Source organism: Nonomuraea roseoviolacea subsp. carminata, assembly GCF_024172185.1.
Taxonomy (GTDB): domain Bacteria; phylum Actinomycetota; class Actinomycetes; order Streptosporangiales; family Streptosporangiaceae; genus Nonomuraea; species Nonomuraea roseoviolacea.
In genome coordinates this window covers 7,259,520-7,284,432 of the sequence record NZ_JAMZEC010000001.1, presented here as the reverse complement: position 1 = coordinate 7,284,432, position 24,913 = coordinate 7,259,520, and the positions used below count along the sequence as shown (strand labels likewise).

The 24,913-nt window shown below is 70.8% G+C and carries 35 protein-coding genes; 21 read left to right on the top strand and 14 right to left on the bottom strand.

All coding sequences use genetic code 11. From position 1 onward, the window contains the following. Positions 1-7 precede the first annotated feature (7 nt). The 14 genes from HD595_RS33715 (at position 8) to HD595_RS33650 (ending at position 12,838) form a co-directional block, all read left to right on the top strand. Positions 8-397, top strand: coding sequence for a hypothetical protein (locus tag HD595_RS33715; protein WP_253776163.1), 390 nt, complete (start codon positions 8-10; stop codon positions 395-397). Between the two features lie 3 nt (positions 398-400). After that, entirely contained in the window at positions 401-1,057 is a 657-nt protein-coding gene (locus HD595_RS33710) for a capsid cement protein (RefSeq protein WP_253776161.1), read from the top strand. A gap of 70 nt (positions 1,058-1,127) precedes the next feature. After that, positions 1,128-1,574 (top strand): hypothetical protein, encoded by a 447-nt coding sequence (locus HD595_RS33705; RefSeq protein WP_253776158.1) that lies wholly within the window; start codon positions 1,128-1,130, stop codon positions 1,572-1,574. A gap of 9 nt (positions 1,575-1,583) precedes the next feature. Continuing rightward, positions 1,584-2,027, top strand: a complete 444-nt coding sequence (locus tag HD595_RS33700) for a hypothetical protein (protein ID WP_253776156.1) — start codon at positions 1,584-1,586, stop codon at positions 2,025-2,027. Further along, positions 2,027-2,449: a hypothetical protein gene (locus HD595_RS33695; protein WP_253776154.1), complete on the top strand. Its 423-nt coding sequence runs from the start codon at positions 2,027-2,029 to the stop codon at positions 2,447-2,449. The genes HD595_RS33700 and HD595_RS33695 overlap by 1 nt, the downstream gene beginning before the upstream one ends. Positions 2,450-2,474: 25 nt before the next feature. Beyond that, the gene (locus tag HD595_RS33690) at positions 2,475-2,804 is read left to right on the top strand and encodes a hypothetical protein (RefSeq protein WP_253776152.1); all 330 of its coding nucleotides are present in this window, start codon (positions 2,475-2,477) and stop codon (positions 2,802-2,804) included. Beyond that, positions 2,801-3,076, top strand: coding sequence for a hypothetical protein (locus HD595_RS33685; protein ID WP_253776150.1), 276 nt, complete (start codon positions 2,801-2,803; stop codon positions 3,074-3,076). Before HD595_RS33690 ends, HD595_RS33685 begins: the two co-directional genes overlap by 4 nt. Further along, a complete protein-coding gene (locus HD595_RS33680) occupies positions 3,076-3,630 on the top strand; it encodes a phage tail tube protein (RefSeq protein ID WP_253776147.1) in 555 nt (184 codons plus the stop codon). Before HD595_RS33685 ends, HD595_RS33680 begins: the two co-directional genes overlap by 1 nt. Further along, on the top strand, positions 3,630-4,097 hold the full coding sequence (locus HD595_RS33675; RefSeq protein WP_253776144.1) for a hypothetical protein: 468 nt from the start codon (positions 3,630-3,632) through the stop codon (positions 4,095-4,097). The genes HD595_RS33680 and HD595_RS33675 overlap by 1 nt, the downstream gene beginning before the upstream one ends. A 278-nt stretch (positions 4,098-4,375) precedes the next feature. Further along, positions 4,376-7,990: a phage tail protein gene (locus HD595_RS33670; protein WP_253776141.1), complete on the top strand. Its 3,615-nt coding sequence runs from the start codon at positions 4,376-4,378 to the stop codon at positions 7,988-7,990. Then, positions 7,983-9,167, top strand: a complete 1,185-nt coding sequence (locus HD595_RS33665) for a hypothetical protein (protein WP_253776139.1) — start codon at positions 7,983-7,985, stop codon at positions 9,165-9,167. The genes HD595_RS33670 and HD595_RS33665 overlap by 8 nt, the downstream gene beginning before the upstream one ends. A gap of 55 nt (positions 9,168-9,222) precedes the next feature. Then, positions 9,223-12,108 (top strand): phage tail protein, encoded by a 2,886-nt coding sequence (locus HD595_RS33660; RefSeq protein ID WP_253776137.1) that lies wholly within the window; start codon positions 9,223-9,225, stop codon positions 12,106-12,108. Next, the gene (locus HD595_RS33655) at positions 12,105-12,659 is read left to right on the top strand and encodes a hypothetical protein (protein WP_253776134.1); all 555 of its coding nucleotides are present in this window, start codon (positions 12,105-12,107) and stop codon (positions 12,657-12,659) included. The genes HD595_RS33660 and HD595_RS33655 overlap by 4 nt, the downstream gene beginning before the upstream one ends. Beyond that, positions 12,659-12,838 carry a hypothetical protein gene (locus tag HD595_RS33650; protein WP_253776132.1) on the top strand — a complete coding sequence of 60 codons (180 nt, stop codon included), beginning with the start codon at positions 12,659-12,661 and terminating at the stop codon, positions 12,836-12,838. The genes HD595_RS33655 and HD595_RS33650 overlap by 1 nt, the downstream gene beginning before the upstream one ends. Here HD595_RS33650 and HD595_RS33645 read toward each other — a convergent pair. After that, positions 12,835-13,200, bottom strand: coding sequence for a hypothetical protein (locus HD595_RS33645; RefSeq protein WP_253776130.1), 366 nt, complete (start codon positions 13,198-13,200; stop codon positions 12,835-12,837). The two genes, HD595_RS33650 and HD595_RS33645, sit on opposite strands and share 4 nt — an antisense overlap. Before the next feature lie 190 nt (positions 13,201-13,390). Here HD595_RS33645 and HD595_RS33640 point away from each other — a divergent pair, with 190 nt between their 5' ends. The 4 genes from HD595_RS33640 (at position 13,391) to HD595_RS33625 (ending at position 15,485) form a co-directional block, all read left to right on the top strand. After that, positions 13,391-13,654, top strand: a complete 264-nt coding sequence (locus HD595_RS33640; RefSeq protein WP_253776128.1) for a hypothetical protein — start codon at positions 13,391-13,393, stop codon at positions 13,652-13,654. Continuing rightward, entirely contained in the window at positions 13,654-14,220 is a 567-nt protein-coding gene (locus HD595_RS33635) for a hypothetical protein (protein WP_253781478.1), read from the top strand. The genes HD595_RS33640 and HD595_RS33635 overlap by 1 nt, the downstream gene beginning before the upstream one ends. An 18-nt stretch (positions 14,221-14,238) precedes the next feature. Further along, positions 14,239-15,018, top strand: coding sequence for a peptidoglycan recognition protein family protein (locus HD595_RS33630; RefSeq protein ID WP_253781397.1), 780 nt, complete (start codon positions 14,239-14,241; stop codon positions 15,016-15,018). 101 nt (positions 15,019-15,119) lie between these two features. Further along, positions 15,120-15,485 carry a hypothetical protein gene (locus HD595_RS33625; protein ID WP_253776125.1) on the top strand — a complete coding sequence of 122 codons (366 nt, stop codon included), beginning with the start codon at positions 15,120-15,122 and terminating at the stop codon, positions 15,483-15,485. 98 nt (positions 15,486-15,583) lie between these two features. On the opposite strand, the gene HD595_RS33620 is transcribed toward HD595_RS33625, so the two are convergent. Both HD595_RS33620 and HD595_RS33615 read right to left on the bottom strand, forming a co-directional pair. Beyond that, the gene (locus HD595_RS33620) at positions 15,584-16,366 is read right to left on the bottom strand and encodes a hypothetical protein (protein WP_253776122.1); all 783 of its coding nucleotides are present in this window, start codon (positions 16,364-16,366) and stop codon (positions 15,584-15,586) included. Between the two features lie 54 nt (positions 16,367-16,420). Next, on the bottom strand, positions 16,421-16,588 hold the full coding sequence (locus tag HD595_RS33615; protein ID WP_253776119.1) for a hypothetical protein: 168 nt from the start codon (positions 16,586-16,588) through the stop codon (positions 16,421-16,423). A 107-nt stretch (positions 16,589-16,695) separates the two neighbouring features. Between HD595_RS33615 and HD595_RS33610 the strand changes: the two genes are divergently transcribed. After that, complete coding sequence (locus tag HD595_RS33610; RefSeq protein ID WP_253776117.1) at positions 16,696-16,977, top strand: hypothetical protein; 282 nt, start codon at positions 16,696-16,698, stop codon at positions 16,975-16,977. Positions 16,978-17,057: 80 nt separating this feature from the next. Here the strand turns inward: HD595_RS33610 and HD595_RS33605 are convergent, their stop codons facing one another. Together HD595_RS33605 and HD595_RS33600 are read right to left on the bottom strand one after the other, a co-directional pair. Then, complete coding sequence (locus HD595_RS33605; protein ID WP_253776114.1) at positions 17,058-17,282, bottom strand: transposase; 225 nt, start codon at positions 17,280-17,282, stop codon at positions 17,058-17,060. A gap of 28 nt (positions 17,283-17,310) precedes the next feature. Beyond that, positions 17,311-17,562, bottom strand: coding sequence for a GntR family transcriptional regulator (locus HD595_RS33600; RefSeq protein ID WP_253781396.1), 252 nt, complete (start codon positions 17,560-17,562; stop codon positions 17,311-17,313). A 179-nt stretch (positions 17,563-17,741) separates the two neighbouring features. On the opposite strand from HD595_RS33600, the gene HD595_RS33595 reads away from it, so the two are divergent. Continuing rightward, complete coding sequence (locus HD595_RS33595; protein ID WP_253776111.1) at positions 17,742-17,984, top strand: hypothetical protein; 243 nt, start codon at positions 17,742-17,744, stop codon at positions 17,982-17,984. Beyond that, on the top strand, positions 17,981-18,304 hold the full coding sequence (locus HD595_RS33590; protein WP_253776108.1) for a hypothetical protein: 324 nt from the start codon (positions 17,981-17,983) through the stop codon (positions 18,302-18,304). Before HD595_RS33595 ends, HD595_RS33590 begins: the two co-directional genes overlap by 4 nt. Here the strand turns inward: HD595_RS33590 and HD595_RS33585 are convergent. The 9 genes from HD595_RS33585 to HD595_RS33550 all read right to left on the bottom strand — a co-directional run bounded on the left by HD595_RS33585 (position 18,285) and on the right by HD595_RS33550 (position 24,898). After that, the gene (locus HD595_RS33585; protein ID WP_253776106.1) at positions 18,285-18,890 is read right to left on the bottom strand and encodes a hypothetical protein; all 606 of its coding nucleotides are present in this window, start codon (positions 18,888-18,890) and stop codon (positions 18,285-18,287) included. The genes HD595_RS33590 and HD595_RS33585 overlap by 20 nt on opposite strands. Next, positions 18,881-19,009 (bottom strand): hypothetical protein, encoded by a 129-nt coding sequence (locus HD595_RS46285; protein ID WP_301309673.1) that lies wholly within the window; start codon positions 19,007-19,009, stop codon positions 18,881-18,883. The genes HD595_RS33585 and HD595_RS46285 overlap by 10 nt, the downstream gene beginning before the upstream one ends. Positions 19,010-19,094: 85 nt before the next feature. Beyond that, positions 19,095-19,409: a hypothetical protein gene (locus HD595_RS33580; RefSeq protein WP_253776104.1), complete on the bottom strand. Its 315-nt coding sequence runs from the start codon at positions 19,407-19,409 to the stop codon at positions 19,095-19,097. 30 nt (positions 19,410-19,439) lie between these two features. Further along, positions 19,440-20,909 carry a hypothetical protein gene (locus tag HD595_RS33575; RefSeq protein ID WP_253776102.1) on the bottom strand — a complete coding sequence of 490 codons (1,470 nt, stop codon included), beginning with the start codon at positions 20,907-20,909 and terminating at the stop codon, positions 19,440-19,442. A gap of 3 nt (positions 20,910-20,912) precedes the next feature. Continuing rightward, positions 20,913-21,773 (bottom strand): hypothetical protein, encoded by an 861-nt coding sequence (locus tag HD595_RS33570; protein WP_253776099.1) that lies wholly within the window; start codon positions 21,771-21,773, stop codon positions 20,913-20,915. Positions 21,774-21,792: 19 nt separating this feature from the next. Then, positions 21,793-22,227 (bottom strand): hypothetical protein, encoded by a 435-nt coding sequence (locus HD595_RS33565; protein ID WP_253776096.1) that lies wholly within the window; start codon positions 22,225-22,227, stop codon positions 21,793-21,795. A 12-nt stretch (positions 22,228-22,239) separates the two neighbouring features. Further along, the gene (locus HD595_RS33560; RefSeq protein ID WP_253776093.1) at positions 22,240-24,057 is read right to left on the bottom strand and encodes a hypothetical protein; all 1,818 of its coding nucleotides are present in this window, start codon (positions 24,055-24,057) and stop codon (positions 22,240-22,242) included. 122 nt (positions 24,058-24,179) lie between these two features. Further along, the gene (locus HD595_RS33555) at positions 24,180-24,431 is read right to left on the bottom strand and encodes a hypothetical protein (protein WP_253776090.1); all 252 of its coding nucleotides are present in this window, start codon (positions 24,429-24,431) and stop codon (positions 24,180-24,182) included. Then, entirely contained in the window at positions 24,428-24,898 is a 471-nt protein-coding gene (locus HD595_RS33550; RefSeq protein WP_253776088.1) for a hypothetical protein, read from the bottom strand. The genes HD595_RS33555 and HD595_RS33550 overlap by 4 nt, the downstream gene beginning before the upstream one ends. Between the last annotated feature and the right edge of the window lie 15 nt (positions 24,899-24,913).

The window sequence follows — 24,913 nt, the reverse complement described above, 5'->3', positions numbered from 1 at the left end:
GCTGGTGGTGGATCGCTATCAGGTGGTGGCGCCGTACGTGACGGTGCCCACCACGACGCGGCGCGGCCAGCAGGTGATCGGTCTGCTCAAGGGAGCTTTCGTCCCCGACGACGCGCCCCGCGAGTGGGTGGATCGGCACCTGCGTAAGAAGCTGATCGAGAAGGTGGCCAGCTTCGCCGCGCCCGCCCCGGCGCCGGCTCCTGCGCCCGTGGTCAAGGAGCCGGAGAAGCGGGAGGAGCCGCAGGGCGACGGCGACGGCCTGACGGCGCCGCCCGAGTCCGGTCCCGGCTCCGGCAAGCAGGAGTGGGTGGACTACGCGGTCGCCCGCGGCATGGACCGGGCCGAGGCCGCCTCGATGAAGCGGGACGACCTCATCGCCGCGCTGCGCGAGGACTGATCGGTGGCCGACTACACGCCGCTCCAGACGGTCAACCAGCTGCCCTGGACTTCGACCGCGTCCGCCAGCATCACCGGCGGCCAGCTGGTCGAGGTGACGGGCAGCGGCTCGGTAGGGCCGGCAGCGGCCGACAGCCAGCGCGTGGTCGGTGTCGCCGCGCACGACACGCCCAACGGCGCTCGCGTGACCGTGCACCCGCTCGCGGGTCTCGTGCACGAGCTCGTCGCGGGGGCGGGCGGCGTCACGGCCGGGCAGGCGCTGAAGGTCGGCGCCAGCGCGGGCGAGGTCCTGCCGCTGTCGGGCAGCGCGATGCGCGTCGGCTCGGCGCTCACCTCGGCCGCGGCCGGCGCGAAGGTCCAGGTGCTTGGCGGTGTGGCTGCAGGCGGGGCTGCCCCGGCTACGACGCTGTTCGGCAGCGCCAACCTCAACTTCGGCTCCATCGCGGCGGCCGGTCAGCTCGAACTGACCATCACGGTCACCGGTGCGGCGGTGGGTGACGCGGTCGTGCTCGCCCCGCCTGCGGCCCCGGATGCCGGGCTGGTGTGGGCGGGCCGGGTGTCGGCGGCGAACACGGTCACCGTGCGGCTGGTCAACGTCATGGCCGCGCCGATTGATCCGCCCGCTGCGACCTGGGGCGCCCAGGTCATCAAGGCGGCCTGAGTCGTGGCCCGGCCGGCGCGACCCCCCGCACCCGCCCGCCGGGCCACCCCCGCCAACCGAGGAGGCTGCCGTGGCTGAGTCGTGGACGCCCACGCTGGAGCAGGTGGCCGACCACATCCCCACCCGCACCCGCCCCACAGAGCCCCCCGGCACAGACACCCTGCTCGGGACCTTCAACGGGCAGACCACGCCCACCGCCGAGCAGGCCAACCGGCAGATCACCGCGGCCGTGGCCGAGGTGCTCGCCGCGGTCGGCGGCACCATCCCTGCCGCGCCGCCTCACCTGGCCACGCTCGCATCCGAAGCGGCAGCGCTCCGCGCGGCAGCCTCGATCGAGCTCGCCTACCCGGACCGGCAGGCCGACGTCAACGTGTACGAGCAGCTCAACGCCCGGGCCATCGCGGCACTGCAGCGGCTGATCGACGCCGTCAACGACGCAGGCTCCGGGCCGGAGGGCGCGCTCATGCCCGTCTGGGCATTCCCTGACCCGCCCCGGCACGGCGACTACCCGCTGTAGGAGGCGATCGTGGCCGACATCCGTTGGGTGTGGAACGAGGCCGAGCTGTTCCGGCTGCTCGAGTCCTACGAAGGCCCGGTCGGCCGTCACCTGGACATCCTCGGAGAGAAGGTGAAGCGCGGAGCGCAACGCCGCGCCCCCGTCTCCGCGAACGGATCCGACGGCCGCCCGCCCGGCTACACCAAGTCCAAGATCCGATGGGACCGTGGACGCGACCCGCTCGGCCAGTACCGGGACATCTCCAGCCCCGCCCGCACCCGACAAGGTGAGCCGCTTGGCCTGTTCCTCGAAGTGGGCACACGGCCGCACGTGATCCGGCCGCGTAATCCGAACGGCTGGCTGCGCTGGGTTGGCTCCGACGGCAAGGTGCACTTCGCGAAGAAGGTCAACCACCCCGGCACCCGCGCCCAGCCCCACCTGCGGCCCGCCCTCGAAGACCTGCGAGGCGCCTGATGGCCGGCTACGTCGCCGCGGTCACCATCGTCCGCGCCTGGCTCAACAGCCTCACCACCACGCTCGTCGGCCCAGGCCGCCCGATCCCACTCGGCGTGCTCCGCACCCACCCCCGATCCCCGGGACAGGGCGCCTACCTGCTGCTGTCCCGCATCGGCCGCGCCAGCGACCTGGTCGCCGAGGACCTCATCGACAGCCCCCGCATCTCCGCGTCGATCTACGCCGGCACCGACGAGGCGGCCGAGCTCGCCGCGGTCGCCTATGCCAACACGCTCACCGCGCTGTCCGGCGCGCCCGCGGTGATGGGCGACCGCCGGTGCCTGGCCGCGGACGACGTGGTCGGGCCGCTGCTGGTCGACAACCACGACTCCGACCGAGAGCAGTGGCAGTACCTCGTCGACGCGACCTTCTTCATCTACTGATCCCGCCCTGACCTGGAGGTTCCTGATGGCGGCTCTACCCCTGCAGGTGATGCAACCGGGAGGCGGGGCGATCACGCTCGCCGCCGCGTCCGGCGGCGGCGACACGTGCCCGGCCGGTGACGAGATCTTCCTGGAGGTCCTCAACGGCAACGCGGCGGCCCGCACGGTCGTCCTGGCGACGCCGGGCACCGTCCAGGGCCTGCCGATCGGCGACCGGTCCGTGACGATCCCCGCTGGGGAGCGGTGGCAGATCCCCGTACCGAGGATCTTCGCGAAGGCTGACGGCCGGTGCGACCTGACGTACACGCCGGACGCCGCTTCGGTGACCATCGGCTGCTTCAAGTACGCGTCATGATGGCCGCCCGCCGCGACGACAAGTCGCCCACCCCAGCTCCGGCTTCTGCTCCGGCCGCGCCGCCGTACTACATCGCCGCCGCGCCGCTGTTCATCGGCAAGTTCGGACGCGCCCACAACGTCGGCGACCTCGTCCCGGTAGAGCACGTCGAGCAGTACGGCTGGCGCGACAAGGTGCGCCTTCCCGATGGCTACGAGGCCGCTGACCAGACCCAAAGCGAGCCTGAGACCGAGAACGGCCAGGCCACCACCACCGGAAAGGGTGACGCCTGATGGCTCGTGGAAACCCGAACGCGATCGCGCTCGGCCCCGGCAGACTGTTCATCGCGCCGCTCGGCACCACCGAGCCGACCGACCTGACCACGCCATGGGAGACCGTCTCCGTCGCGTGGGTGCCGCTCGGTTACACCGACGAGGGAAGCAATTTCACGTACTCCGTGGACTCGGAGACCGTGAACGTCGCCGAGGAACTCGATCCGATCGCGGTGGCACTCACCGCGCGCGAAGGCGCTCTGGCGTTCGCGCTGGCCGAGATGACGGCCAAGAACATGCAGCGCGCCCTGAACGGCGGCAGCATCGTCGCCGGGACCGGGATCGTCACCTTCGAGCCGCCGGACCTGGGCGAAGAGGTCCGCGTCATGCTCGGCTGGGAGTCCGAGGATGGCGAGGAGCGGTGGATCTACAGGAAGGCGCTGCAGACCGGTGGCCTGGACATCGCCCGCCGCAAGGGGGCAGAGAAGGCCGTCATTCCGTGTGAGTTCAAGCTGGAGAAGCCCGCCGCCGCGAAGCTGTTCAAGGTCATCTTCGATGAGGCGAGGGCCGCCTGATGCGTTCCTACACCAGCAAGGGCCGCAAGACTGATCGCGTCCGCCCCAAGTTCGAGCTCGACGGCGAGGTCTTCGAGGGCGAGGGCACTGTCTCGCTCATGGACCTCAGCGAGTTCGCCAGGCTGGCCGCCGAGGGGTTCGACGACGGCAGCCCGGAGGGCATCGGCATCCTGGCCGACATCTACCGCAGCCTGCTCGGCCCGGCCGAGTACGCCCGGTTCCGCCGTCACTGCCGCGAGCACGACGTGGACGGCAGCCTCCTGGTGGAGATCATCGCGGGCACCATGGCGGAGGCGAGCGAGGAGGCCGGCCGCCCTACGGAGCGGCCCTCGGACTCGCCCGATGGGCCGCCGGAAGGTGGGGGTACTGCTCGGGTCGTTTCCTTGCAGCGGGGCACCGTCGAGGAGAAGCCAGCGGAGGAGGCGACCGCGGAGCCGGAGATCCGGCGAGTGGTCTCCTACGGCTAGAAGATCTCCCGCTACGCGACCAGCTCGATTTCGTCCACGCGCTGTGGATCGAGTGGCGTGAGCAGACCGTCCAGAGCACCGCGCTACTCGCCCTCGCGGGCATCGCCGACAAGGTCGAACGCGACGCCCACCAGGCGTTCGACGAGGCGTTTTCGCCGCCGCCCCCACCGGCACCGCGCCGCCCGCGCACGCCGGAGGAGCGCGAGGCGCGCAGGCTCCTGATCGCCCGCTTCGCCGCCGCCGGATAACCACAGCACCAGACAACCGGCGGGGGGTGCATGATGCCCGGCACCCCGCTCGCAGAGGCATTCGTACGCGTCCGCGCCCTCACCGACAAGTTCAAGGACGACGTCCAGAAGGGCTTCGAGGGCGTCGGCGACGACTTCGGCAAGCAGTTCGCCCGCGATGCGTCCGCACGGTTGAAGGCCGAGCGGGGCGTCTTCGAGGACGAAGGCGAGCAGATCGGCGACAAGGCCGGCGCCGCCGCCGGACGCGAGTTCGCCGACCGGATGAAGGACAGCGGTGTCAAGTTCGGCGACGACGCCTCGCCGTTCGTCGCCGTCGGCAAGAAGCTGGGCGAGCAGGTCGGCAAGGCGGCCGGCGCCGAGTTCGCCAAGCACATGAGCAAGGAAGCCGGTGCCGGCTTCTCGCAGGCGCTGGACCCGATTGCCAAGTTCAAGCTCCAGCTCGCGCAAGCGGAGCTAGCGGCGCGACGCATGGGCCTGGCGGCGAAGGAAGCTGCCGAGCGGGCCGAGGCCGCGAGCAAGAAGGCGGCTGAGGCGGCCGAGCAGGTCACTAAGGGGGAGCTCAGCAAGGAGGAAGCGACCCGTTTGGCTGCTCAGGCTGCGCGGGAGCAGGAGAAGGCGGAGATCGCGGCGACGAACGCCGCGCTGGCGAAGGCCAAGGTCTCTGAGCGGGCGGCGCAGGTGTCGCAGGCGTACGCGAAGGCGCAGGCTGACGCGAGCCGGGAGACGGACAAGCTCAGCGCCGCGGTCCGGTCCCGGCTCAACCCGGATCTTGACCGGTCCGGCTCGGTGATGAGCGGTCTGCTCGGCATTTCGAAGAGCCTGAGCGGGGCGTTCGCCAGTGCCGCGTCTTCGTTGTCTCTGGTGGGGGCTGGGGCCGCCGGTGTGGCAGGGCTGGGGGCTGCGGCGGCGTCAGCGGCCGGGTTCGTGGTGGCGCTCGCGGCCGAGCTCGCGCCGCTGGGCGGCCTGCTCGCGGCCCTGCCCGGCGTCGCCTTGTCCGGTGCGGCGGCGTTCGGCGTGTGGAAGCTCGCGACGGGCGGGCTCGGCGAGGCCATGGGCGCCGCCCTGTCGGGCGACGCGAAGAAGCTGGAGCAGGCGCTCGGGAAGCTCAGCGAGAGCGGCCGGGCGTTCATCGGCGAGTTCCAGCAGGCCATCCCGCTCCTTCAAGGGTTCAAGGCCGCAGCTCAGGACGCGTTCCTCGAACCGCTCCTCGGCCAGATGGGGCGTTGGCTGAGCTCAGCCAACGCCTTGCAGCCGGCGATCGCCGGGCTGGCGCGCGAGTTCGGCGGCATGGTGCGCACCGTCCTCGACTTCGCGACTGCCGACCGCACCATCGGCCAGTTCAACACGGTCATCGGCAACACCCGCACCCTCGTCGGCGCACTGCACAGCGCGCTGGAGCCGCTGCTTCGCGGCTTCGTCGACCTGGGCACGGTCGGCTCGTCGTGGCTGGCCAGCCTGTCCGGCGGGCTCACAGACTCGCTCAACCGGTTCGGCGCGTGGATGTCGCGCATCTCCGCCGGCGGCCAGGCGTGGGCGTGGATGGACGGCGCACTTGCCGTGCTGAAGCAGCTCGGCGGCCTCGCCAAGGACCTGTGGGACATCTTCGACGGGATGCTGGACGCCGCCCGCACCGCCGGCGGTGACGCTCTCGGCGTGCTCGGCCAGCTCGCCGACGCCTTCGCCACGTGGGTGAAGAGCGCCGAGGGCCAGGACACGCTTGTCGCCATCTTCAAGGCGCTGAGTGAGGTCGGGCGTGCGCTGCTGCCTGTGCTGTCTGCGCTGGGCGGTGCGGTGGCCGCTATCGCGCCCGAGGCGGCCAAGGTGGCGACCGCGCTTGGCCCGGTGCTCGCCGACGCTATCAAGGCGCTCGGCGCCGGGATAGCCGCCTTGGGGCCTGGGCTGGTCAGGATGGTCGAGGGCTTCGGCCGCATGGTCGCTGCTATCGGCCCTCTTGATCCGCTCGGCCGGGCGCTCGGTGACGTGTTCGCCGCGCTCGGCGACGCCCTGGCGCTGATCATCCCCCAGGTCGCCCAGATCGCGCTGGCGCTGGCGCCGGCCTTGACGGCCGCCGTCCGCGCGCTCGGCCCTGCCCTGGCCGCTCTCGGGCCGGGGCTGACTGCGGTCGCTGAGTACCTGGGCAGAGCCTTCGCGGACCCTGCGATGCAGCGTGGTCTGCTGCAACTCGGCAAGGGCATCTCCGATGTGCTGGTCGCGGCGGCTCCGCTGCTGCCGGTGATTGCCCAGCTGGCTGGGATTCTGGCTCAGACCCTGGGCGGCGCGCTGACCAATCTGGGCGCCGCGTTGGGGCCGATCATCACTGCGTTGGGGGCGGCCCTGGAGCCTGCTCTGCGGTCGATCTCGGACGCGCTCAACATCATGATCCCGTTGATGGCGCCGATCTACCAGGCATTTGGTGAGATCGGCGCCGCGCTGATCTCCCAATTGCTTCCGCCGGTGCTCAACCTGATCCCGGCGCTGATCAACGGGTTGATCCCGGCGTTCGCTGAGCTGGCACGGCAGGTGCAGCCGATGATTCCGCTGCTGACCGATCTCGCGGTGCAGCTCATCCAGCAGGTACTGCCGGCGATCCTGCCGATCCTTCCCGAGCTGACCCAGCTCAGCTTGGAGTTCACCAGGCTGGGCCTGGTTGTGGCGCAGATCGTCGCCAGTTTCGCGCCCTTGATCGAGCACGCCATCGCGATCTTCCAGCACTTGTACGACGTGCTCGTGGGGCATTCGATCATCCCGGATCTGATCAACGCGATGACCACGTGGTTCCGCAACGGCGTCACCTGGATCAAGGACATCGTGTCCTGGTTCGGTACGCTGCCCAACCTCATCGGCGGCTGGCTCGGATCCGTCCTCTCCCAGGTCACCTCGGCCTGGAACAATATCCGAAACGCCGTATCTGAACGTGTCGACAACATCCGGCAGACGATTTCCGGCACGCTCAACGCGATCAGCGGCAACTGGCAGCAGGCATGGGATGGCGCCCGTAACTTCGTCTCCGGCGCCTGGAACAACATCCGCAACGCCGTCGGCAGCGGCATCAGCTCCGTGCTCGGCACGGTGGCTGCGCTGCCGGGTCAGATCCAGCGGGCGCTCGGCGATCTGGGTGGACTGCTGTACAACTCCGGCCGGTCGATCATGCAGGGGCTGATCAACGGTTTGTACAGCATGTGGCAGGCCGCCTACAACGCCGCGAGCGAGATCCTTAACCACATCCGCAACCTGTTCCCGTCCTCGCCCGCCAAGGAAGGTCCGTTCTCCGGCAAGGGGTGGACGCTGTTCAGCGGCCGGTCGATGATGACCGGCTTGGCCGACGGCATCGCGGAACAGCAGGCAGCGGTCACGGGCGCGCTCGACGGCGTGCTCTCGGCCGGGGCCGCGACGCTGGGTGCAGGGTTGCAGGTGCCGTTGGCGGCGATGGCCGGGCCGACGGGCGCGCCTGACTTCGCGGGCTCGTTCGGCGGTCCGGTTGGCGCGTCGCCGGTGGCTGCGGCTGGGGCACGGGTGTTCAACGTGGAGAACCTGATCGTGCAGGGCGTGCTTGATCCCAGCAGCCCGGTGAGCTACAGGCGGATGGTCGAGCGGCTGCGCGAGGCGATCCGTGAGCTGGAGAAGGAGGAGTACGCCAATGGCTGATCTCCAGCTCGGCCGCCTGGTGCTGCGGGAGACGATGACGCTCACCGAGAGCGCCTACCAGGGCTGGTCGCTGCATATCGACGGCGTCGAGGTCTGCCCGATGATCAGCCGGGATGAGGTGTGGGACCGCTTCGACGGCGTGCTCGGCGGCCAGGGCGGACTCGTGCAGGCGATCTGGGAAGAGAAGTCGGAGCGCAACGGCTACTACACGATCTCCAGCGCGTCCGGCGACGTGAAAGACCGGAAGCGGCAAGGCATCACCGAGATCGCATGGAAAATCAGCCTGCAACGGCACGGCCCGGACACCGACGTCGACCTGGAATCGCGGCTCGCCGGCGCCGTCCGCGCGAACGACTTCTCGCTGGCGGGCGAATGCTGGCACGCGCCGCCGATCGGGCACTTCGCCTACTACTCCGGCAGCACGCTGCCGTCCACGATGACCCGTACCACCACCGACGGCGTGATGACCGTCTACCGCGGCGTGCCCGCGGGCGTGTCGCCGCGGTGGGGCTGCCGCGTGGAGGACTACCTGCGCGGCCGAGTGCGGGTCCTGACCGGCGGTACCGAGCGGGTCGGCACCGCACACCCGCTGGACGAGGACGGCTGGGAGCTGTCCAACGGGCTCGTCCGCGTCCGGCCCTTGGCCAGCGGCGGGAGCCTGGAGGTAGCCAGCTTCACCGGCGGCGCGTGGCGGCCCAAGCGGTGGTGGATCGACATCGGCGGCACCCAGGTCACCGGCTGGGACTCGGCGTCCGTGCTGCGCAACGATCTGGAGAGCTGCATCGTGCGGCTGGCTGTCCGCCGCTCACCGGTCGGCCGCGCCTACCTGGACCTCACCCTGCGCCGCGGTAGCCGCTTCGTGGAGGGATACCTACAGCGGGGCGACTCCGGCACCATGTCGGTCTACCTCGCCAGCGCGGAGACGTGCACGGATGCCACCTCGTACGTGGTGCGCGCGGCCGACGACGGCGACGGCAACCGCGTCATCGCAGGTAGCGCCCGCAACTTCGACCCGCACGCGAGCGGGGGCCTGACGAAGACGAGCTCGACGGCGATGGACTTCTTCCTCGGCGCGGTGGCTGGTGGCGGCAGCGCGGTGTCGGGCGATCAGGCCACCAACCTCAGGGATCAGTACCTCGGCGCGCTGCCCGAGGTTGTCGCGGCCGTGAGGAGGTGACCAGGTGCCGGTCAACGAAGTCCTGATGGGGCTCGGCTCGTGGAGCCTCGTCCTCGTGGACGAGACCCCGAAGACGATCACCGACCAGCTCGGCTTCTTCGGCCACGTCGCGATCGTGCCCGGCCGGGTCAACCCCGCGGAGTACGGCGACAGCCTGCTCACGATGGCCCGCTACGTCGGCGTACTCACCGGCCGCGACTTCGACCACCTGCGCAAAACCATCGCCGGCCAATCCACGGCGGTGTGGCTCGGGGATGCCGACGACAAGGGCGACGTCCTCGAATCGCCGGTGCAGATCACCGCGCAGACGTTCCCGAACGCGATCCGCGCGCTGCTCGGCGCCGGGACCGCGGTCGTGGAGGGCACGCTCTACAGCGGCATCGCGGGCGCCTACACGGGCCGCCACCAGTGGCAGAGCAGGCGCAAGGCGATCGACTACGTGTGCTCGACGATGGGCGCCGAGTGGCGCGTCAACGGCGACGGCAAGCTCGACGCCGGCCCCGCCGCCTCCCTCTTCCAGGCGACTCCGACGTGTGTCATCGTGCGCCGCCGGCCGAACCGGCACACCGACGGCGACGACCTGACCATGCACGGGCTGCGCGGTGACATGGCGTTGGCCCGGGACGTCGATGACTTCACCACCCGCGTGGTGGTGCTGGCCGAGGGCGAGGGCAGCTCGACTGCGACCGGGTCGGCGAACCACCCGGCGAATCCGTACCTGGATCTCAGGGGCCAGCCTGTCAAGCGGGTCCGCCTGATCAGCGAGAGCGGCACCGCGCCCGGGAACGCCAACGCCCGCGCGCAGATCCAGCTCAACCGCTACCTCGGCACCCGCAACGCGATGCGGCTAACTACGGACGATTACGACATTCAGGGCGCCTTCCGCGTCGGCGACTGGGTGTGGGTGTACGACCCCGACTCCGGGCTGGAAGACTCAGCGAACGAGATCACGTTCCGGGGCGAACGCATCAACCCGGTGAAGCTGCGGATGGCGGGCGCGTCGTGGCCGGTGCGTGAAGGGTCGACGGTCGCCTACCGGTCCCAGGCCGGCGTGTGGCTGGATCTGACGCCGTACGTGGACTTCGAGGGCGGCGAGACCACGGTCGATGTGGGTGAGCTGCTGCGGAGCTTGTCGTCGGGCGGGCTGGAGCCGGTGGGGCCGCGCCCGATCCCGGACTCGACGGTGCCTGGCGTGGTGAGCTGGGATCTGCCGTTCCTGTCCGGCGTCTATCTGGACGCGCTGGGCAACACGCGCGCGAAGATGCTGGTCAAGTGGCTACTGCCGTTGAACGTGGACGGGTCGACGATCCTGGACGGCCACCACTACGAGGTGCAGTACGGGGTGTCGCCCGCCAGCGACTGGCAGACCGCGTACGCCCCGTGGGGCGACCTCCAGGCAATGATTCTCGACCTGTCTCCCGGCGTCGACTACGACTTCCGGATCCGCGCGGTGGACTCCAGCAACAACCAGGGCGCATGGAGCGTCGTCGAGACGGCGACGGCGAACCCGGACACCATCCCACCCTCAACGCCGACCGCGCCGACGGTGGCCGGCTCCCGGCTGGCGATCCAGATCACGCACACGCTCGGCAAGGCCAGCGGCGGCACCTACAACTTGGAACTCGACCTCCACCACCTGGAGATTCACGTCGGCTCCACGAGTGGATTCACCGCGGATGCCAGCACGCTGAAAGGCCAGGTCGCCGCCCACGCAGGCATGCTCACAGCCGGGATCCCGGCCATCGCCACCGTGGACGTCGAGGAGACCACCGCGCGCTGGGTCCGGGTGATCGCCGTAGACGAGGCCGGCAACCGGTCCCCAGCATCGGCGTCGGCCACCGCGACAGCTCTGCTCATCGACGACGCTCACATCAGCAACCTCACAGCCACGAAGATCACGGCGGGGACGTTGTCCGCCGACATCGTGCTCGGTGCGCGCATCAAGACGGCCGACACCGGCGCGCGAGTCGAGATGAACGCGAGCGGCCTGCAGATGTACAACGGGGCGGGCACCTCGCTCGTCCAACTGCAGACGAACGGGCAGTTCTTCCTGCGGAGCGGCACGACCGGGGCCCGTATGGACATGTCCACGGTGACCGGTATCCAGTTGTTCAACGCGGGCGGCATCCGGACCGTATGGCTCGACATCGACGGCTCCTTCGAGCTGCGATCGGGAGCCAGTGGTGCCCGCATCCAGATGGACGAGACCGGGCTCAAGGCGTTCAACGGCGGCGGCACCCAGACCGTCACCATCGACAGCTCCTCCGGCAGCTTCACCCTGCGATCGGCCACGTCAGGCGCCCGCATCGAACTCGACACGACCGGGTTTCGCGCCTACAACAGCAGCGGCAGCGCCACCTTCACCGTGTCCGCGTCAACCGGCGATGTCGACCTGACTGGGCGGCTCACGAGCACGGTGAGCGGCAGCTCAGCGCGGCTGGTGGTGAATCCGCTGTTCGGTGCGAACCCTGAGATTCGCTTCTACCGGGACGCCACCCAGTACCACTACATCACGTCGTTCACCGGCGACAATCCGCCCGCTATCCAGATCGGCTCTGTGCTGGTGTCGGACCGTAAAGGCACGGTCCAGCTATCCCGGGACGTCGCCCAGCTGACCATCACCGCCGAGAGCGCTGCGATCATCAGCGGGCTCGTGGCGAAGGAAGCCGGATGGCTCGACTTCTTCGGCAAGATGGGCAGCCCCGGCTCCGGCGCCGCGTTCGCTCGCGGGCTGGCCAGCTTCGGCGCCGGCACTATCGGCAGCATCGGATACGGGTTCACCTTCAGCGCCACCGCTCTGCCGGTGGCCACGATGTTCAACATCTTCGGCCCGCACGCCGTGTCCGTCACCAGCCGCAACAGCGGCGGCTTCGGATTCGACACCTACCCATCGCCGCCAGGAGCGGGATACGACGTCATGTACTGGGTGTGGAACCAATGATCGAACGCGAAATCGTCGACGCCTACCTGTGGGAGGGCGAGGACGGCGCCGAATGGTGGATGATCCACACGACGAATCCGGGCGGCCCGCCGTACGTGTACGCGCTGCCAGCCTGTACGTTCGCGAACCTGGCGGTCGAGTACGGCATGGACCCGGGCGACATCGACACGCTGCTCGATGTCGCACTCCACCAACTCCACGTCCCGGAGCCGGGTGTGCGGCGCAACGCCGCGACCGACCCGGCCGCGCGCAAGGGCATGGTGCGTGGCGGCAGGCCCGTGACGCTGGGCAATGCCGACTCGACATCGCATGCGCGTGAGGCGCACCTGGAGCGCGTTGCCTGGGTGAAGGAGACCGCGGTGCGGGTGACGGCGCCGAAGCCGGGGCGCCGGCGTGTCGCGTCGCCGCACGCGCTGGATCTCGCCGGCCAGGCGGTCGAGGTGGATCCGGGTGAGCGGTTGGCGGCGTTGAAGGCCACCTATAGGCCGGACCCCCAGGTGATGGCAGAGACTCGCAGGCGGCTGAAGGCCGCCCTTGGAAGGGATGTGTAGTGGACGAGACGCAGCTGAGCGTGGCGACTGACGCCGTGCTGAAGGTGACGGCTGGGCAGCGCAATGCGGCCCTGGACGAGAACGCTCAGCTGCGCGCGCTCGTGCAGCAGCTCGTGGATGAGCGTGACGAGCTGGCCGCCGAGAACAAGCGGCTCCACGCCGCAGGCCCGGGCGCCTAGTACTGGGGCGGGTACGGCGGCGGCTGGTGCTGCTGCTGGACCGGCACCGTGCGGGTGACCTTCCAGCCGATGAACGTCACCGGGATCGCCACGAGCAGCCACAACCCGATCGTCAGTATGGCCAGCCACCAGTGAACGAACACCCACAGACAGCCGTGCACGATCATCGTGATCGGGTTGAACCCGCGCTCCCTGACGGTGACCATCTGCACCGGCCCGTACTGCGGCATGGGCGCCGGCAGGTGCGGCTGGCTGTACGGCTGCGGCTGGTACGGCTGGCCGCCGTACTGGGGGCCTGACTGCTGGTACGGGTCGTGCGGCTGCTGCGGGTAGCCCACGTTGATCTCCAATGGCCGGGGCATGTGAGACGCCTCCAGCATCCCCTCGGTTTACACCCGCTGCATGTCCGGATCCGGACACATGATCGTGCCGCCTGCCGTTTGAGGGTGCCGGCGGGCGGCACCCCCCTTCCCCTGATCCACGGCGAGGAGTGACGTGACGGATGCCCCTTCCCCGGGCGAGCTCTCCCGCCGGCTTGACGGAGTGACCGCCATGTACGCCCAGCTGGTCACCCGCACCGAGTACACCGCCGAGCAGCGCCTCATCGAGCGCCGCTTCGTCGAGGTCGAGAAGGACGTCGCCGATGTGCAGCGCGTCTTGGCCGAGGACGTGAAGGCGTTGAAGGCGGCGATCGACGCCGCGGCGGAGCGGCGCGGCAGCAACATGCGGCAGGCCGTGTACGCCGGCGTGTTGCCGGCGGTGCTCGTGCTGCTCGGCATCGTGGTGCAAATCTGGATCGCCCTGCGGGGGGCGTGATGGGCGCGCACGTACGCAGGATCCGGTTGAACTGGCTGCTGCTCGCCGCCGGCGCCACGCTGTCCGCACTCGCGGTGGTGGTGTCGATGCAGATCCACGCGCTCGGCGACCGGGTGCGGCAGGCCGAGGACGATCGGGCGGTGCTGTCCGATCAGGTCGAGAAGCTCGGCGGGGTGCCGCTCGTCTCACCGTCGCCGGGGCCGCGCGGCGAGCGCGGAGCGCCCGGGCCGACAGGTACGGCGGGCGCCCGGGGCCGTGACGGCGAAGACGGCCGCGACGGCGAGAGGGGGCCTACGGGGCCGCCTGGGCCGGCCGGGCCGCAGGGCAGCCCCGGGCCCAAGGGCGATCCGGGACCGGCCGTCACGGGCCCTCCAGGGCCGCGCGGAGAACCCGGTGAGCCGGGGGCGGACGGCCAAGACGGCAAGGACGGCCGGGACGGCGACCCGGGTCCGCGGGGTGAGCCTGGGCCGCCGTCGTCGGGCTGGTCCTTCACCTATCTCGGAGTGACCTACCGGTGCACACCCGCAGACCCCGGCTCCGCCACCTACACCTGCCAGCCACAGTAAGGAGCCCTCGTGAAGTACATGCCGGCCGCCAAGCACGGCGGCACCCAGACCCGCGTCACCAGGATCGTCATCCACGCCACTGTCTCCCCCTGCGTCGAAGGCGGCGCCCGGGCGGTGGCCCGCTACTTCCAGTCGGCGGGCGCTGGCGGCAGCGCCCACTACACGGTCGACCCGGGCGAGGTCGTCGCCTCGGTGCGGGAGAACGTCGTCGCCTACCACGCCCCGCCGAACACCGGGAGCATCGGCGTCGAGCTGTGCGACCCGCAGAAGGGCTCCAGCGCCCGCTGGCGGGACGACGAGCACGAGGCCATGCTCCGGCGCGCCGCGGCGCTGGTGCGGCAGGTCGCGGCCCGCTGGGATGTGCCGCTGCGCCGCCTGTCGGTGGCGCAGGTGAAGGCGGGCAAGGCGGGGATCTGCGGGCACGTCGACGTCAGCAAGGCGTTCGGGCAGACCGACCACTCCGACCCGGGCAGCGGGTTCCCGTGGGATCACTTCATGGAGCTCGTCCGCGGCGACGCCGAGGAGCCGCCGAAGGTTGTGGTGAAGGACGGCGTCCCGCAGTGGCCCGGCCGCACGCTCAAGGTGTCGGAGCCGATGCAGCGTGGCGACGACGTGAAGACGTGGCAGGCCAAGATGGCCGCGCGCGGCTGGGGCATCGACGTGGACGGCTGGTACGGCGCGCAGTCGCGGACGGTGTGCCGCGGCTTCCAGAAGGCGACCGGGCTGCCCGCCACCGGCGAGGTGGACCGGGACACGTGGGCGATGACGTGGTCGTGGCGCCCACCCGAGAAGTCGTGATCGACGATCTGGCCCGGCTGTACCTGCAACGACAGCACGGGCCTTCGGTTCCAGATTTCCGCCCCCGCGCGAGGGGCGGCGCATCCCCTGAGGAGGGGCCCATGCAGGTCAAGATTTTCGGGCAGGAGCCCGCCGTCATCCTGTACGTGATCAACGCGGCGGTCGCGTTCCTGGTCACCATCCCCGCCGTCGGCCTCACCGAGGAGTCCGCCGGCTGGGTGATGACGATCGCGTCCGGCGTGGTCGCGCTGGTCGTCGCCGTGCTCACCCGGCCGTGGGTGGTGTCGGCGCTGACCGGCGCCCTGTCCACGATCCTGGCTGGCCTGGCGTCGTTCGGGCTGCCGTTGACGGAGCAGCAGTCGGGCGCGTTCGTGCTGCTCGTGTCAGCGGTGCTCGGTCTGCTGCTGCGGGCCAACGTGTCGCCGGCGCCGTCCACGTCGTCGTACCCGCCGGGCGTCCACGCCTGAGAGCTCGCCCGCGCTGGCGCCCACCCAGCCCGGGCGTACGAGAGCCCCCGCCACCCCTTCGCGGGGTGGCGGGGGCTGCTTCGTTGTGGCTGGTGGGGTTATCCGTTGGCGGCGTCGGCGTAGTCGCTCAGCGCCTTGTTGAGCAAGGTCGTCGCCAGATCAGCCACGCCCTCCAAGTGCGTCTCGTTCAGCGTCAGGGCGACCATCGCGCCGTCACGGTCGCGCAGTCGTGTCGCGGCGATGGGCTGGCTGAGCCTCATCGAGGACCAGTTCCGCCCGTGGGCGAACCCGGAGCATTCGCGCCACCGGGCCCGCGCCGCGGCGCCCGGCATCCCCGCCGCCTCGCCAGCGTCGCGCACAGTGTGGGAGTAGTACAGCTTCTGTGCGACCTGCTGGGGGCGGAGCCCCAACCGCTGGACGATCTCGTCGATCTGCTTCATGCGATCCGTGGCCTTCTTGCCGGGCGGAGTGGGGACGAAGCCGGTGTCCTTTTCCCAGTTGGAGCGCTCATGCATGTCGTGGCGCCACACTCGCAGCGCTCGTTCCTGACGATGTACCCGACTGGTGGCGTCGAGGATCCACACGGCGAGGGAACTCGGTTCGATCACCCCGCGCAGCAGTGTCCACGGCGCGGCGTTGGTGACCTCTCCGGCCTTTGTGACGAGGGAGCGAAGAGTGATCGCATGATCGAGGGCGCTTCCGATGGAGCTCATCACCATGATGGAGACCTTGAACCCGTCCATGCCGACGTCGTCCTGCGCCAGCGAGCTGGTCGGACCAACCTCGTCCAGCCCGAAGCTGATCTGCTGGTCGGCGCGCTCGGTGAGTGACTCCACGACATCGAAGAGGTGCGCGAGGAAATCCAGGTTTGCCTGACTCACCGGGCTACGGTATGTCGTCACATGGTTACTTGTCCGGCGCTTTTTGCCCGGTGGTCAGTCGCCGCGTCGCTCCCGATACGCGCGGCGCACCCGCTCCCGCAGTTCCTCCGGCACCGGCTCGCCCTCGGCGAGCTGGTACTGCAGTCGTTCCGTCGGCGTCATCTGCTTCCACACCTCGGCCAGGTCCGGGTCTTCGCTCGGCAGCATGTGCTCGTCGCTCATCCCGCCATCGTGGCCCGACGGGATGATCGTCCGCCGCATGTCGGCGCAGGCCACCGCTCTGGGTGCGCGTAGAATCGCCACGCCGCGCACCACCTGGGGGAAATGTCATGGCCGACATCGAGATACCGGACGACGTCATCGCAGCACAGCGCGCCTACGACGCCGCGGACGCCCGTGTCCATGAGATCGTCGCCAGCCTGCCGTCCTCGGTCGCGATCGTCGCCGGCGAGGCCGAGATCAGCGACGAGCAGCGGCAGGCGTGGCACGAAGCGCGGGCCGAGCGGATGCGACTCCTCTTCGCGCTGCGGGATCTGCCGTGGTGGGGCGAGCAGCCGGACCCGCTCGGGGCCGAGAAGGCGCTGCGGAAGGCGGCCAGGGCTGGCGCATGAGCGCCGGCGCCGCCTAGGTCCCATAGGGTGCCGCTGCCTGGAACTGAAGCCCACCTCCGCAAGGGGGTGGGCTTCAGGCGTTACGGGACATTGGCCGACTCTCGGCGCCCGGGTAGCTGGTAGACCTCCACCAAGTCGGCGAGAGGGACGAGCTTTCCGACCTCGTCCACGGTCTCCGCGTAGGCGAGCACGATGTCGCGGATTGGACCGCGCTGGGTCACGCGCAGCACCTGGCGGGCCCCGTGGCCGCGGTCGAGCAGGATGCGCTCCACCTCGATCCCGTTGGGGCCGTACCACCTGCTCACGGCCGCCAGGGTACGCCAGCCGGGACGGCTACTCTGACGTGGGCTTCGGCTTCGGCGCGGCCACGAACGTCCCCAAACCGCGCACCGCGTAGGCGACGCCCTCCTCCCGCAGCCGGACCAGCACCTTGCGCGCGGTCCCGCGGGCGACACCGAACTCCTGCACCAGTTGATGTTCGCTCGGCAGCGGCGAGTCCACCGGGTAGGTGCCGTCAGCGATCCTCGCTTTGAGGATCTCCGCGATCTGCACCCAGCGTGGGGCATTCAACCGCCATTCGATCATCACGGTTTCACGCTAGGCACCCCTACTGACCTGCGGATACCCATACTTCCTCATGTCTCACCATGGTGAAGTATGGTGAAGCGACGTAGCATGACGGTCACCAGCCGCACATGAATGTGGGCCCGACCGGCGCGGACACGCCAGCGGGCCCAGACGATCGCACGGTGGAGGTGCGACCTATGGCCGAGTTTACGAGCGGCCACGCCGAGGACAACCCCTCGACGCCGCTCCCCGAGATCCCCGAGATCCCCGAATGCGACACCAGCCGCGACGACGACGGCACCATCCGGGTCCGGCACAAGCGGACCGGCGACACCGAGACCGCGACCACCGTGCAGGACGCCGAGATGAAGGGCATGGTCCTGCGCGTCTCGGCCGCCATCGGCAAGGAGATCCCCTTCACCGCCGGGGACATGCCATGACGGTGTATTGGCCCGACAGCGGCCGGACCTCGGCGAGCAGCGACGATTTCGAGTGCCCCGGCATCTCCCCGCACCCCGGCCGTCCGTTGGCCGGCTGCAAGCAGATCCCGTGGCAAAGGGAACCGGTCGGCCCGTACCGCGTGCTGCAGTACACGTGCTCGTGCCTGGCAGTGACGTACGAGCTGGTGTCGTGCAGCGGCGCCTACCAGATTCACCGGCTTGTGCAGGGCGACTCGATGATCAGCCACTACGCGGGCCCGTGGTCGCGCCCGCAGGCTGACGACGTGTGGCTGCGCATCCTCACAGGCCGCGCCCGATAGGCAGCCTGGCTCTCGCGGAGCCGGGGTGGCCACCGTTGCGCCCCGCGGGAGCCAGGTGTCCGGCGGCCCCTGCCCGCAGGTGAGCCGACCTGGACCGGACATGAGAGAGCCCCGGCCGTTGGGGAGACGGCCGGGGCTCTCGTACGTGGAGGCTCTGCTGCCAGCCTCGCAGGCTGGTTGTCGCGGGCCCTCCGACCCAGCGTCCGAAGGTGGCGTCCGCCCACAGCTTCAACCGTGTACGCTGCGCCACCTCCTCCGGGGTGAGGTGGGCGGTGCGGTCCGGGCGGCGCAGGATCGCCGCGACGCTCTCCTCCCAGAACTGGGTCAGGAGGTAGGCGACGATGCCCTCCAGTCCGGCGGCGGTGGCGACGTCGGCCCCGTACCGGAAGTGCTCGTGCCAGTCCCGCTTGTGGCCGAGGCCGTGCGCGTCCTCGTACCAGATGCAGCCCTCGGCGATTTCGGCCGCGATCTGGTGCGGCATGTGGACGACATCGGCCGCGGTGAGCCCGAGCTCACTGGCGAGCGCCATCATGCGCTCGACGCAGCCAGTTCCCCGTACCCGCTCGAGGTCGTGGATCAGTGACATGGGGTTTCTCCGTCCGCGATGTACCCGAGCGCCTCCTCGACGGCGCACCCACTCGCGCGGGCGATCGCCTCGGCTGCGCGCATGTCCATCACGTCGAACTCGCGGGCGTTGCTGGTCACACTGGGCTCCTTCCGGTGGCGGAGCTGGCTGCTCCGGACGCGCGCCCGACGTGACGCCGGGCGGGCATCCGCAACGCCGCTCCGGTCACCGGACCCACCAGGCGACCTCGACGAGGAGGATCATGGCCCAGCCAGCGAACGCGACGAGCGCCGAGACGGCGGGCACCGTGCCGTGCCGCATCAGGCGCCAGGCGACGTGGAAGCAGGCGGCGGAGACCGTGAGCGGCGGGAGCCACACCCACGGCGACAGCCACGGCGCGGGCACGCCAGCCTTGAACAGGACCCAGGTGACGGCGGAGCGCTGGGTGAGGGCGAACATGCCGAGGATGGCCGCGGCGACGGTGAGGCACATCTCGGCGCGGGCGTGGTCCGCCCGTGTGGTGGGGGGATCGGACATCATGGCGATCTTCCTTTCGAGTTGGGTAACCGGTCAGGCGTTCTGCAGGACGTACATGCCGTGCCCCGCGCGGGCGACGTCGTCAGCGGTGACGAGGTCACGGAGGGCGTTCCGGACGGAGTTGGCCGACTTGACCTGGCGGCCACCGTCGGCATTGACAGAGGCCAGGACTTCCTCGACGCTCATCGGCTCGCCAGCGCCGGCCAGGGCAGCCACGACACGGTCGACAAGGAGGCGGGGCTTTCTCCGGCCCCCGGCGTCCGGTTCGTCGTCAACGCCGTGACCAGCCTGCCCACGACCCTTCTGCGAGAGCTCCTCACGCAACTCGGCACACAGCGCCGCCATGTCCGCCTGGTCGTGGCGGGCGGCGTACGCCGCGCCGGCCGCCTCCCACGAGGCTTCCTCCAGGCGAGCCGGCTCACCGGGCCCGTAGAGGGCCTGGATCTCGGGATCGAGACCGGGCAGCGGGGCGATGGAGCCGATCCGCCAGTGCCGCATCATGCTGGTGGGAGTCGCACCGGACAGCAGGTAGGCGGTTCCCTGGGTGTCGCAGAAGTCGTCATCGTCGTCGCCGACCAGGTCGAACTGGCTGCGCAGCTGGACGGGCTTGAACTGCTTGGGGATCGGCGGCAACGACTGGGTCGCGGACAGCAGGCCGTCCGCGACGAGCTGGGCCATCATCGACGACGACCAGCGCAGCAGGACGATCTCGCCCTCCTTGAGCATCGCCCTCAACGTGTCGCTGCCACCGAGCTCCTCCAGATGGCTGGCCTGGGCGTCCAACTCGATGCCGACGCCGACGCTGCGCCCGGTCCGGCCCAACTCCTTGATCCAATACGTCATCTCGTCCCGGTAGGGGGCGCCGCGCTCCAGCCCGCGGTTGGCCTCATCGAGCCGCACCGACATCAGCGGGTCCGGGTCGCCGATCAGGAAGGCGTTGCGGCCCAGCGCGGCGTACCGGCGCTGCCGTGCTTGGGCGACGGCGACCGCCGACCGCAGCATCAGGACGACCTCCTCCTGGCTGGTGGCGCGCCAGTCGACCTGGCCCTCAGATTCAGGGGCGCTCTGGCCGCCCTTGAGGTCGCCGTACCAGGAGACGATGCGGTTGCGCTTTTCGCAGGCGAGCGTGTACTGGACCGTCCGGGACTTGCCGGCGCCGGTCGTACCCAGGACGAACGCCCGCACGGCCGAGCCGGTACGCGGGTCGAACAACCGACGGCGCGCCGGGCGGCCGTTGTGGTGGCGGCCGACCACGATCCGCCCGTACCGGTCCATCAGCATGTCGCTCGGCGACGGCGGCGGCATCACCGCGAGCGGGTTGGACGGGTAGATGGTGACGATCGCCTGCCTGCCGCTCGTCTCGACAACTACGCGCGCCGGATCATCGGAGACGCCGAGAGCGGAGCAGAGCGCTTCCTTGTCGTACTTGATGACCTGGCCAGGCGGCGCCTCCAGCATCAACTCCACGATCTCGTCGCTGCGGGCCAGCGTGTGCGTGCTCACCGGTCAGCCCTCCTGTCCTGAGGTACTCGCGGCGGGCCGGCCGCTGCGTACGCTCGTCAGCACCGTCCCGGGCATGGCCAGCGGGGCGATCCTGCTGGCCCACACCGAAGCTGGGTCGCGGTCCTCCTCCTGCTGGCCGACCTTGAGCAGCCGTACGGAGGCGCCCCTGCCGGGCACCGGCCCGATCTTGATCAGGTCTTCGGGGATGTTCATGGCCGCCGACAGGTCCTTGACGTCGATGTTCGGGACCGGGCGGCCCGGGGTGGCCGAGCGGATCACGGCCTTGAGCGACTTCTCGCCGGTCCGCTCGATGCCCTCCAGCAGCGTGCTGGGCGCGGCCCCACCCTTGACGGCCACGTGCTCCGCCCACCAGCGCGCCGCCGGATGGTCGTCGAGCAGCCCGTCGACCGGGGCCAGGTCGGTCGCCGGCGCGGGCGGCGGCGTCGGGGACATCATGCGGCGAGCGACGCGGGCCGGCCGCACCAGCCCGACCCCGAGCGTCCACACGGCCAGGCCGAGCGCCTCCACCCAGTGGATGCCGGGCACGATCCGCTCGCCGACCAGCAGCGCGGCGAGGCTGGCGCCGGGCGCCAGGTAGAGCACGGTCGCGACCGTCTTCTGCTGGCCATCGGGCTTCCACAGCCGCAGGGAGGCCAGCCCAGCGGCGGACAGGGCGGCGGTCGCCAGCAGGGACGCCCCGGCGAAGTCGCCGGTGAACAGGCCGACCGCCGCGGCGGTGAAGCCGGCCGCGGTGGCCAGGCGGCCCGTGCCGCTGCGTGCGGTGTCGAGGCGGCGGAGCGCCCGGCTGAGGTCGTGCCACTCTGGCAGCGACATGTCCACCTTGGGCAGCGGCGGCGGGGTCACGATCTTCTCCTTCGGCTCATCAGCGGTTGCTGTAGAACTCGGCTTCGGCCATCTGGACCGGCATGCTGGTGGCGGTGTCGGCGACGGTCCCGTAGTCGGCCTGGTGGGCGTCGGATGCCTGGCCGAACATGGTCGCCAGGTCCTCGGTGTCGGCGGCCATCGCGTCGGCCTCGGCGAGCACGGACCGCATGACGGCGGCGGCCTGGTGGTGCTCGCTGACGGTGTCGACGTCCACCTTCAGGGAAGCCATCTGCTCGGCGAGCCGGTCCACGCCGGACGAGCAGCCTTCGACGTAGCGGTACGTCGAGCGCACCTGCTCGCTCAGACCGCGCAGCCGGATCCCGGCCACCGTGAGCTGGGCGATGATGATGCCGTAGCGCACCACCGTCTCCAGCACGCCGCTGCTGGCCGCGACCGCGGCGCCTGTGGGGCTTCTTTCCAGTTCTGCACCCATGACAGGGCCTCCCTACTCGTCGTGGTATTCGCGCTCGGCGGGCCTGGTGTGGCCAGCGTCGCGGACGGCGTCAGCCAGCGGCTTGTGCCGCGCCGCGGCGTTGCTGCCAGCGGTCGCAATGGCCTCGGCCGCCCGGGGCAGGCCCTCGGCGATGGCGTTCGCGCGGGCCTTGACGGTGAGGGTCTTGTCCATGAGCCGCACCATCCAGCCCGCCAGGACGCCCGGCACTCGCAGTTCGATGAGCTTGGCGTGGACGGCTTCGAGCTTGGTGATGAGCCGTTCGCAGCCTTCGGCGGTCGCGCGGGCCTCGGCGACGCCGTCGGTGATCTCCTCGGCCATGTCGGCGTCGGCTTCGATCACGTCGTAGATGGTCAGCTCGGCGTCGCCGTACTGGGTCGTGCGGGGCGGCGGCGTGCTCATGCTTCGGGCTCCCTGCTCGTACGGGGCTGACTGCGGCGCGGCGGCGCGGCCGGCGGGCAGCGCACGCCACCCTGCCGCGGGCGCCCCGGTGACGGCCCTGGCCGGCTTGTCGTGCTGCTCGCGGCCGGGGGGCTGGTCGACGCGGTCCATCCGCTCGAAGCGGTAGGCCCGGTCGGCGCCGGGCGGGGGCCTCATCCCCTCCCACCCGGGAGGCGGCGGTGGCGGGGGCCTCCACGAGCCGGCGGCGTCCTGGTAGTCGCCCGCGGACTTGGTGCCGGACGTGCCCTTGCCGCGGCCGGTGCCGGGCCGTCCGGCTGTCCACCGCTTCGGCCCCGCGCTTCTCTTGCCGTGCCCCTTGCGCGCCTTCCAGGTCAGCTTCTGGCCCTCGGGCCGCCGGGATCCGCCCGGGGTCTTGGCGGCCGGCTCGTCCTTGCCGGCGCCGCCCGTCGGCTTCTTCGCCGGCTTGCCGCTGCCCTCGGGGCGCCCGCCGGTCCAGCGCTTCGGCCTGGCCTCCTTGGCGTCCTTGCCGCTCTTGGGCGCCTTCCACGTCAACGGGGCCGGGCCGGTGGGCCGCTTCGCGTCGCGCGCGCCCTTGCCGGGCCCCTTGCTGCCGGCCGGGGCGGGCTGCTTCGGCGGCTTGCCCTTCGCCTCAGGGACGCGAGCGTCGGGGCGCGTCGGGGCGCTGCCGTCCTTGCCGGGGCGTTGCTTGCGCTGCTTCGACTTGTCCCCGTCCCGCATCGTCTTGCCGCCCGGGCCGGCCTTGGGCGCCTTGGGGCTCGGGCCGGTCTTGCCGTCGCCCGGCCTCCGATCCCCGCTGGGGCCGCCCTTCGGCCCCTTACGCGCCTTCCGGTCGCCGTCATGGCCCGTGTGCCCGCCAGCGCCTCGCCCGCCGCCACGCGGCCCGTGAGACTTCCTGTGTGTGCCCTCCTGGTGCGAGCGCGTCAGCGACCCGGACCGCTTCCCCTCCGCGCGCGTACCGGATCCTGCGGCGGCAGCCTTCGCGGTCGCCTTGTCCGCGTTGGCCCGGGCCTGATCGGCGAGCGCCGAACGGTGCCGCGCCCGATGCCACATGCCCTGCGCGGCGGCCACACCCATGGCCGTCATCAGCGCGACGGCGAGCTGCAGGGTGTCCCGACTGGTCGGGTTGTCCGGGTCCTCCGGCTGCGGCGGGGCGAACGCGCCCTCCTCGTCACCGGATTCGAGCGCCGGGACGGCCGGGACGGTCATGTGCAGCGGGGGGCCCATCTGCTCCACCCGGGGTAGGCGAGGCCATGACGGGGCGGCCGGCTCGTCGGCGGCGCCAGCGGCGGCGCGAGGCCCTGGCTCGGGGGCGTCCATGGAGCCTGGCAGGATCACGCGGGGGAAGGGCAGAAGCTCCCCGCCGCGGCCCTTCTCGTCGTTGTCGCTCATGTCCGCCTCCTCTCTGGGGGTTGACAGTCAGTAACCGAATTCGGGATACTCGCGCGCCGCGCGTACGCGCGCCGCGCATTACGCGCGCGAGGGGACGCGGCAGATGAACATGAAGATGCGCATCACGCTGTGTGACGGGTGGCGGCGGTGTACTCCGTCTGCGCGGACCACGTCGCGAGCAGCTCAGCCAGTTCGTGCATCGCACGCATGTCGCCGGTGCGCTGCGCCCAGCGGGCGGCGGCCTTGGCCCGGTCGAAGCACACCTTCGCCAGTTCAGCGTCGGTTGCGGCGGCACGGGCCCGCTCGTCCCAGGTCTTGGCGAGGTTCTGGAGCCGCCGCCGCGCCTCCGGGGTGAGCTCGATCGTGGTACTCATGCCGACCGCTCCCCGCGGAGGAAGTCCAGGAAGGTGCTGTCCTGCGAGGCCGCCGGCGCCCGGGCTTCCGCAGGTCGGGGCTGGGGCGAGCGGCCGGTGTCCGCGCCGCGGCCGAGCGCCACCTGCTGCTTGGCCTGGGCGGCGGCCTGACGTGCGGCAGGCACCTCGTGACGCTGCCGGCGGTGCTGCGCCGCGACCTCGAAGGTGAGCTTGACCGCCTCCTCCAGGTGCTCCTGGAGCCGGGCGAACGGGCCAGCGACCTTGTGGTGCCGCCACCACGCCTCGAAGCTGCCGAACTCGGCGGGCGGATTGGCCTTCCACATGGCCTCGGCGTCCCGACGGATACGGGTGACGTAGTCCACGTACTCGGCCAAGGACGCCCGCAGCTGGCCGGCCCACGCCTCGACCATCTCCGGGCGGTCCAACATGTCCCCGGACCAGCCCGGCCGGGACGAGGTGTTGCTCATCGAAGACTCCTTCCG

What these genes read in the sequence shown, in the direction of transcription:
- HD595_RS33680 (WP_253776147.1), top strand. Translation starts at nt 3,076, where the DNA reads ATGGCTCGTGGAAACCCGAACGCGATCGCGCTCGGCCCCGGCAGACTG.
- HD595_RS33625 (WP_253776125.1), top strand. Translation starts at nt 15,120, where the DNA reads ATGCAGGTCAAGATTTTCGGGCAGGAGCCCGCCGTCATCCTGTACGTG.
- HD595_RS33600 (WP_253781396.1), bottom strand. Translation starts at nt 17,562, where the DNA reads ATGATCGAATGGCGGTTGAATGCCCCACGCTGGGTGCAGATCGCGGAG.
- HD595_RS33560 (WP_253776093.1), bottom strand. Translation starts at nt 24,057, where the DNA reads ATGAGCGACAACGACGAGAAGGGCCGCGGCGGGGAGCTTCTGCCCTTC.
- HD595_RS33565 (WP_253776096.1), bottom strand. Translation starts at nt 22,227, where the DNA reads ATGGGTGCAGAACTGGAAAGAAGCCCCACAGGCGCCGCGGTCGCGGCC.
- HD595_RS33585 (WP_253776106.1), bottom strand. Translation starts at nt 18,890, where the DNA reads ATGTCACTGATCCACGACCTCGAGCGGGTACGGGGAACTGGCTGCGTC.
- HD595_RS33630 (WP_253781397.1), top strand. Translation starts at nt 14,239, where the DNA reads ATGCCGGCCGCCAAGCACGGCGGCACCCAGACCCGCGTCACCAGGATC.
- HD595_RS33555 (WP_253776090.1), bottom strand. Translation starts at nt 24,431, where the DNA reads ATGAGTACCACGATCGAGCTCACCCCGGAGGCGCGGCGGCGGCTCCAG.
- HD595_RS33690 (WP_253776152.1), top strand. Translation starts at nt 2,475, where the DNA reads ATGGCGGCTCTACCCCTGCAGGTGATGCAACCGGGAGGCGGGGCGATC.
- HD595_RS33685 (WP_253776150.1), top strand. Translation starts at nt 2,801, where the DNA reads ATGATGGCCGCCCGCCGCGACGACAAGTCGCCCACCCCAGCTCCGGCT.
- HD595_RS33615 (WP_253776119.1), bottom strand. Translation starts at nt 16,588, where the DNA reads ATGAGCGACGAGCACATGCTGCCGAGCGAAGACCCGGACCTGGCCGAG.
- HD595_RS33655 (WP_253776134.1), top strand. Translation starts at nt 12,105, where the DNA reads ATGATCGAACGCGAAATCGTCGACGCCTACCTGTGGGAGGGCGAGGAC.
- HD595_RS33580 (WP_253776104.1), bottom strand. Translation starts at nt 19,409, where the DNA reads ATGATGTCCGATCCCCCCACCACACGGGCGGACCACGCCCGCGCCGAG.
- HD595_RS33550 (WP_253776088.1), bottom strand. Translation starts at nt 24,898, where the DNA reads ATGAGCAACACCTCGTCCCGGCCGGGCTGGTCCGGGGACATGTTGGAC.
- HD595_RS33695 (WP_253776154.1), top strand. Translation starts at nt 2,027, where the DNA reads ATGGCCGGCTACGTCGCCGCGGTCACCATCGTCCGCGCCTGGCTCAAC.
- HD595_RS33665 (WP_253776139.1), top strand. Translation starts at nt 7,983, where the DNA reads ATGGCTGATCTCCAGCTCGGCCGCCTGGTGCTGCGGGAGACGATGACG.
- HD595_RS33640 (WP_253776128.1), top strand. Translation starts at nt 13,391, where the DNA reads ATGTACGCCCAGCTGGTCACCCGCACCGAGTACACCGCCGAGCAGCGC.
- HD595_RS33590 (WP_253776108.1), top strand. Translation starts at nt 17,981, where the DNA reads ATGACGGTGTATTGGCCCGACAGCGGCCGGACCTCGGCGAGCAGCGAC.
- HD595_RS33645 (WP_253776130.1), bottom strand. Translation starts at nt 13,200, where the DNA reads ATGCCCCGGCCATTGGAGATCAACGTGGGCTACCCGCAGCAGCCGCAC.
- HD595_RS33670 (WP_253776141.1), top strand. Translation starts at nt 4,376, where the DNA reads ATGATGCCCGGCACCCCGCTCGCAGAGGCATTCGTACGCGTCCGCGCC.
- HD595_RS33675 (WP_253776144.1), top strand. Translation starts at nt 3,630, where the DNA reads ATGCGTTCCTACACCAGCAAGGGCCGCAAGACTGATCGCGTCCGCCCC.
- HD595_RS33595 (WP_253776111.1), top strand. Translation starts at nt 17,742, where the DNA reads ATGGCCGAGTTTACGAGCGGCCACGCCGAGGACAACCCCTCGACGCCG.
- HD595_RS33610 (WP_253776117.1), top strand. Translation starts at nt 16,696, where the DNA reads ATGGCCGACATCGAGATACCGGACGACGTCATCGCAGCACAGCGCGCC.
- HD595_RS33635 (WP_253781478.1), top strand. Translation starts at nt 13,654, where the DNA reads ATGGGCGCGCACGTACGCAGGATCCGGTTGAACTGGCTGCTGCTCGCC.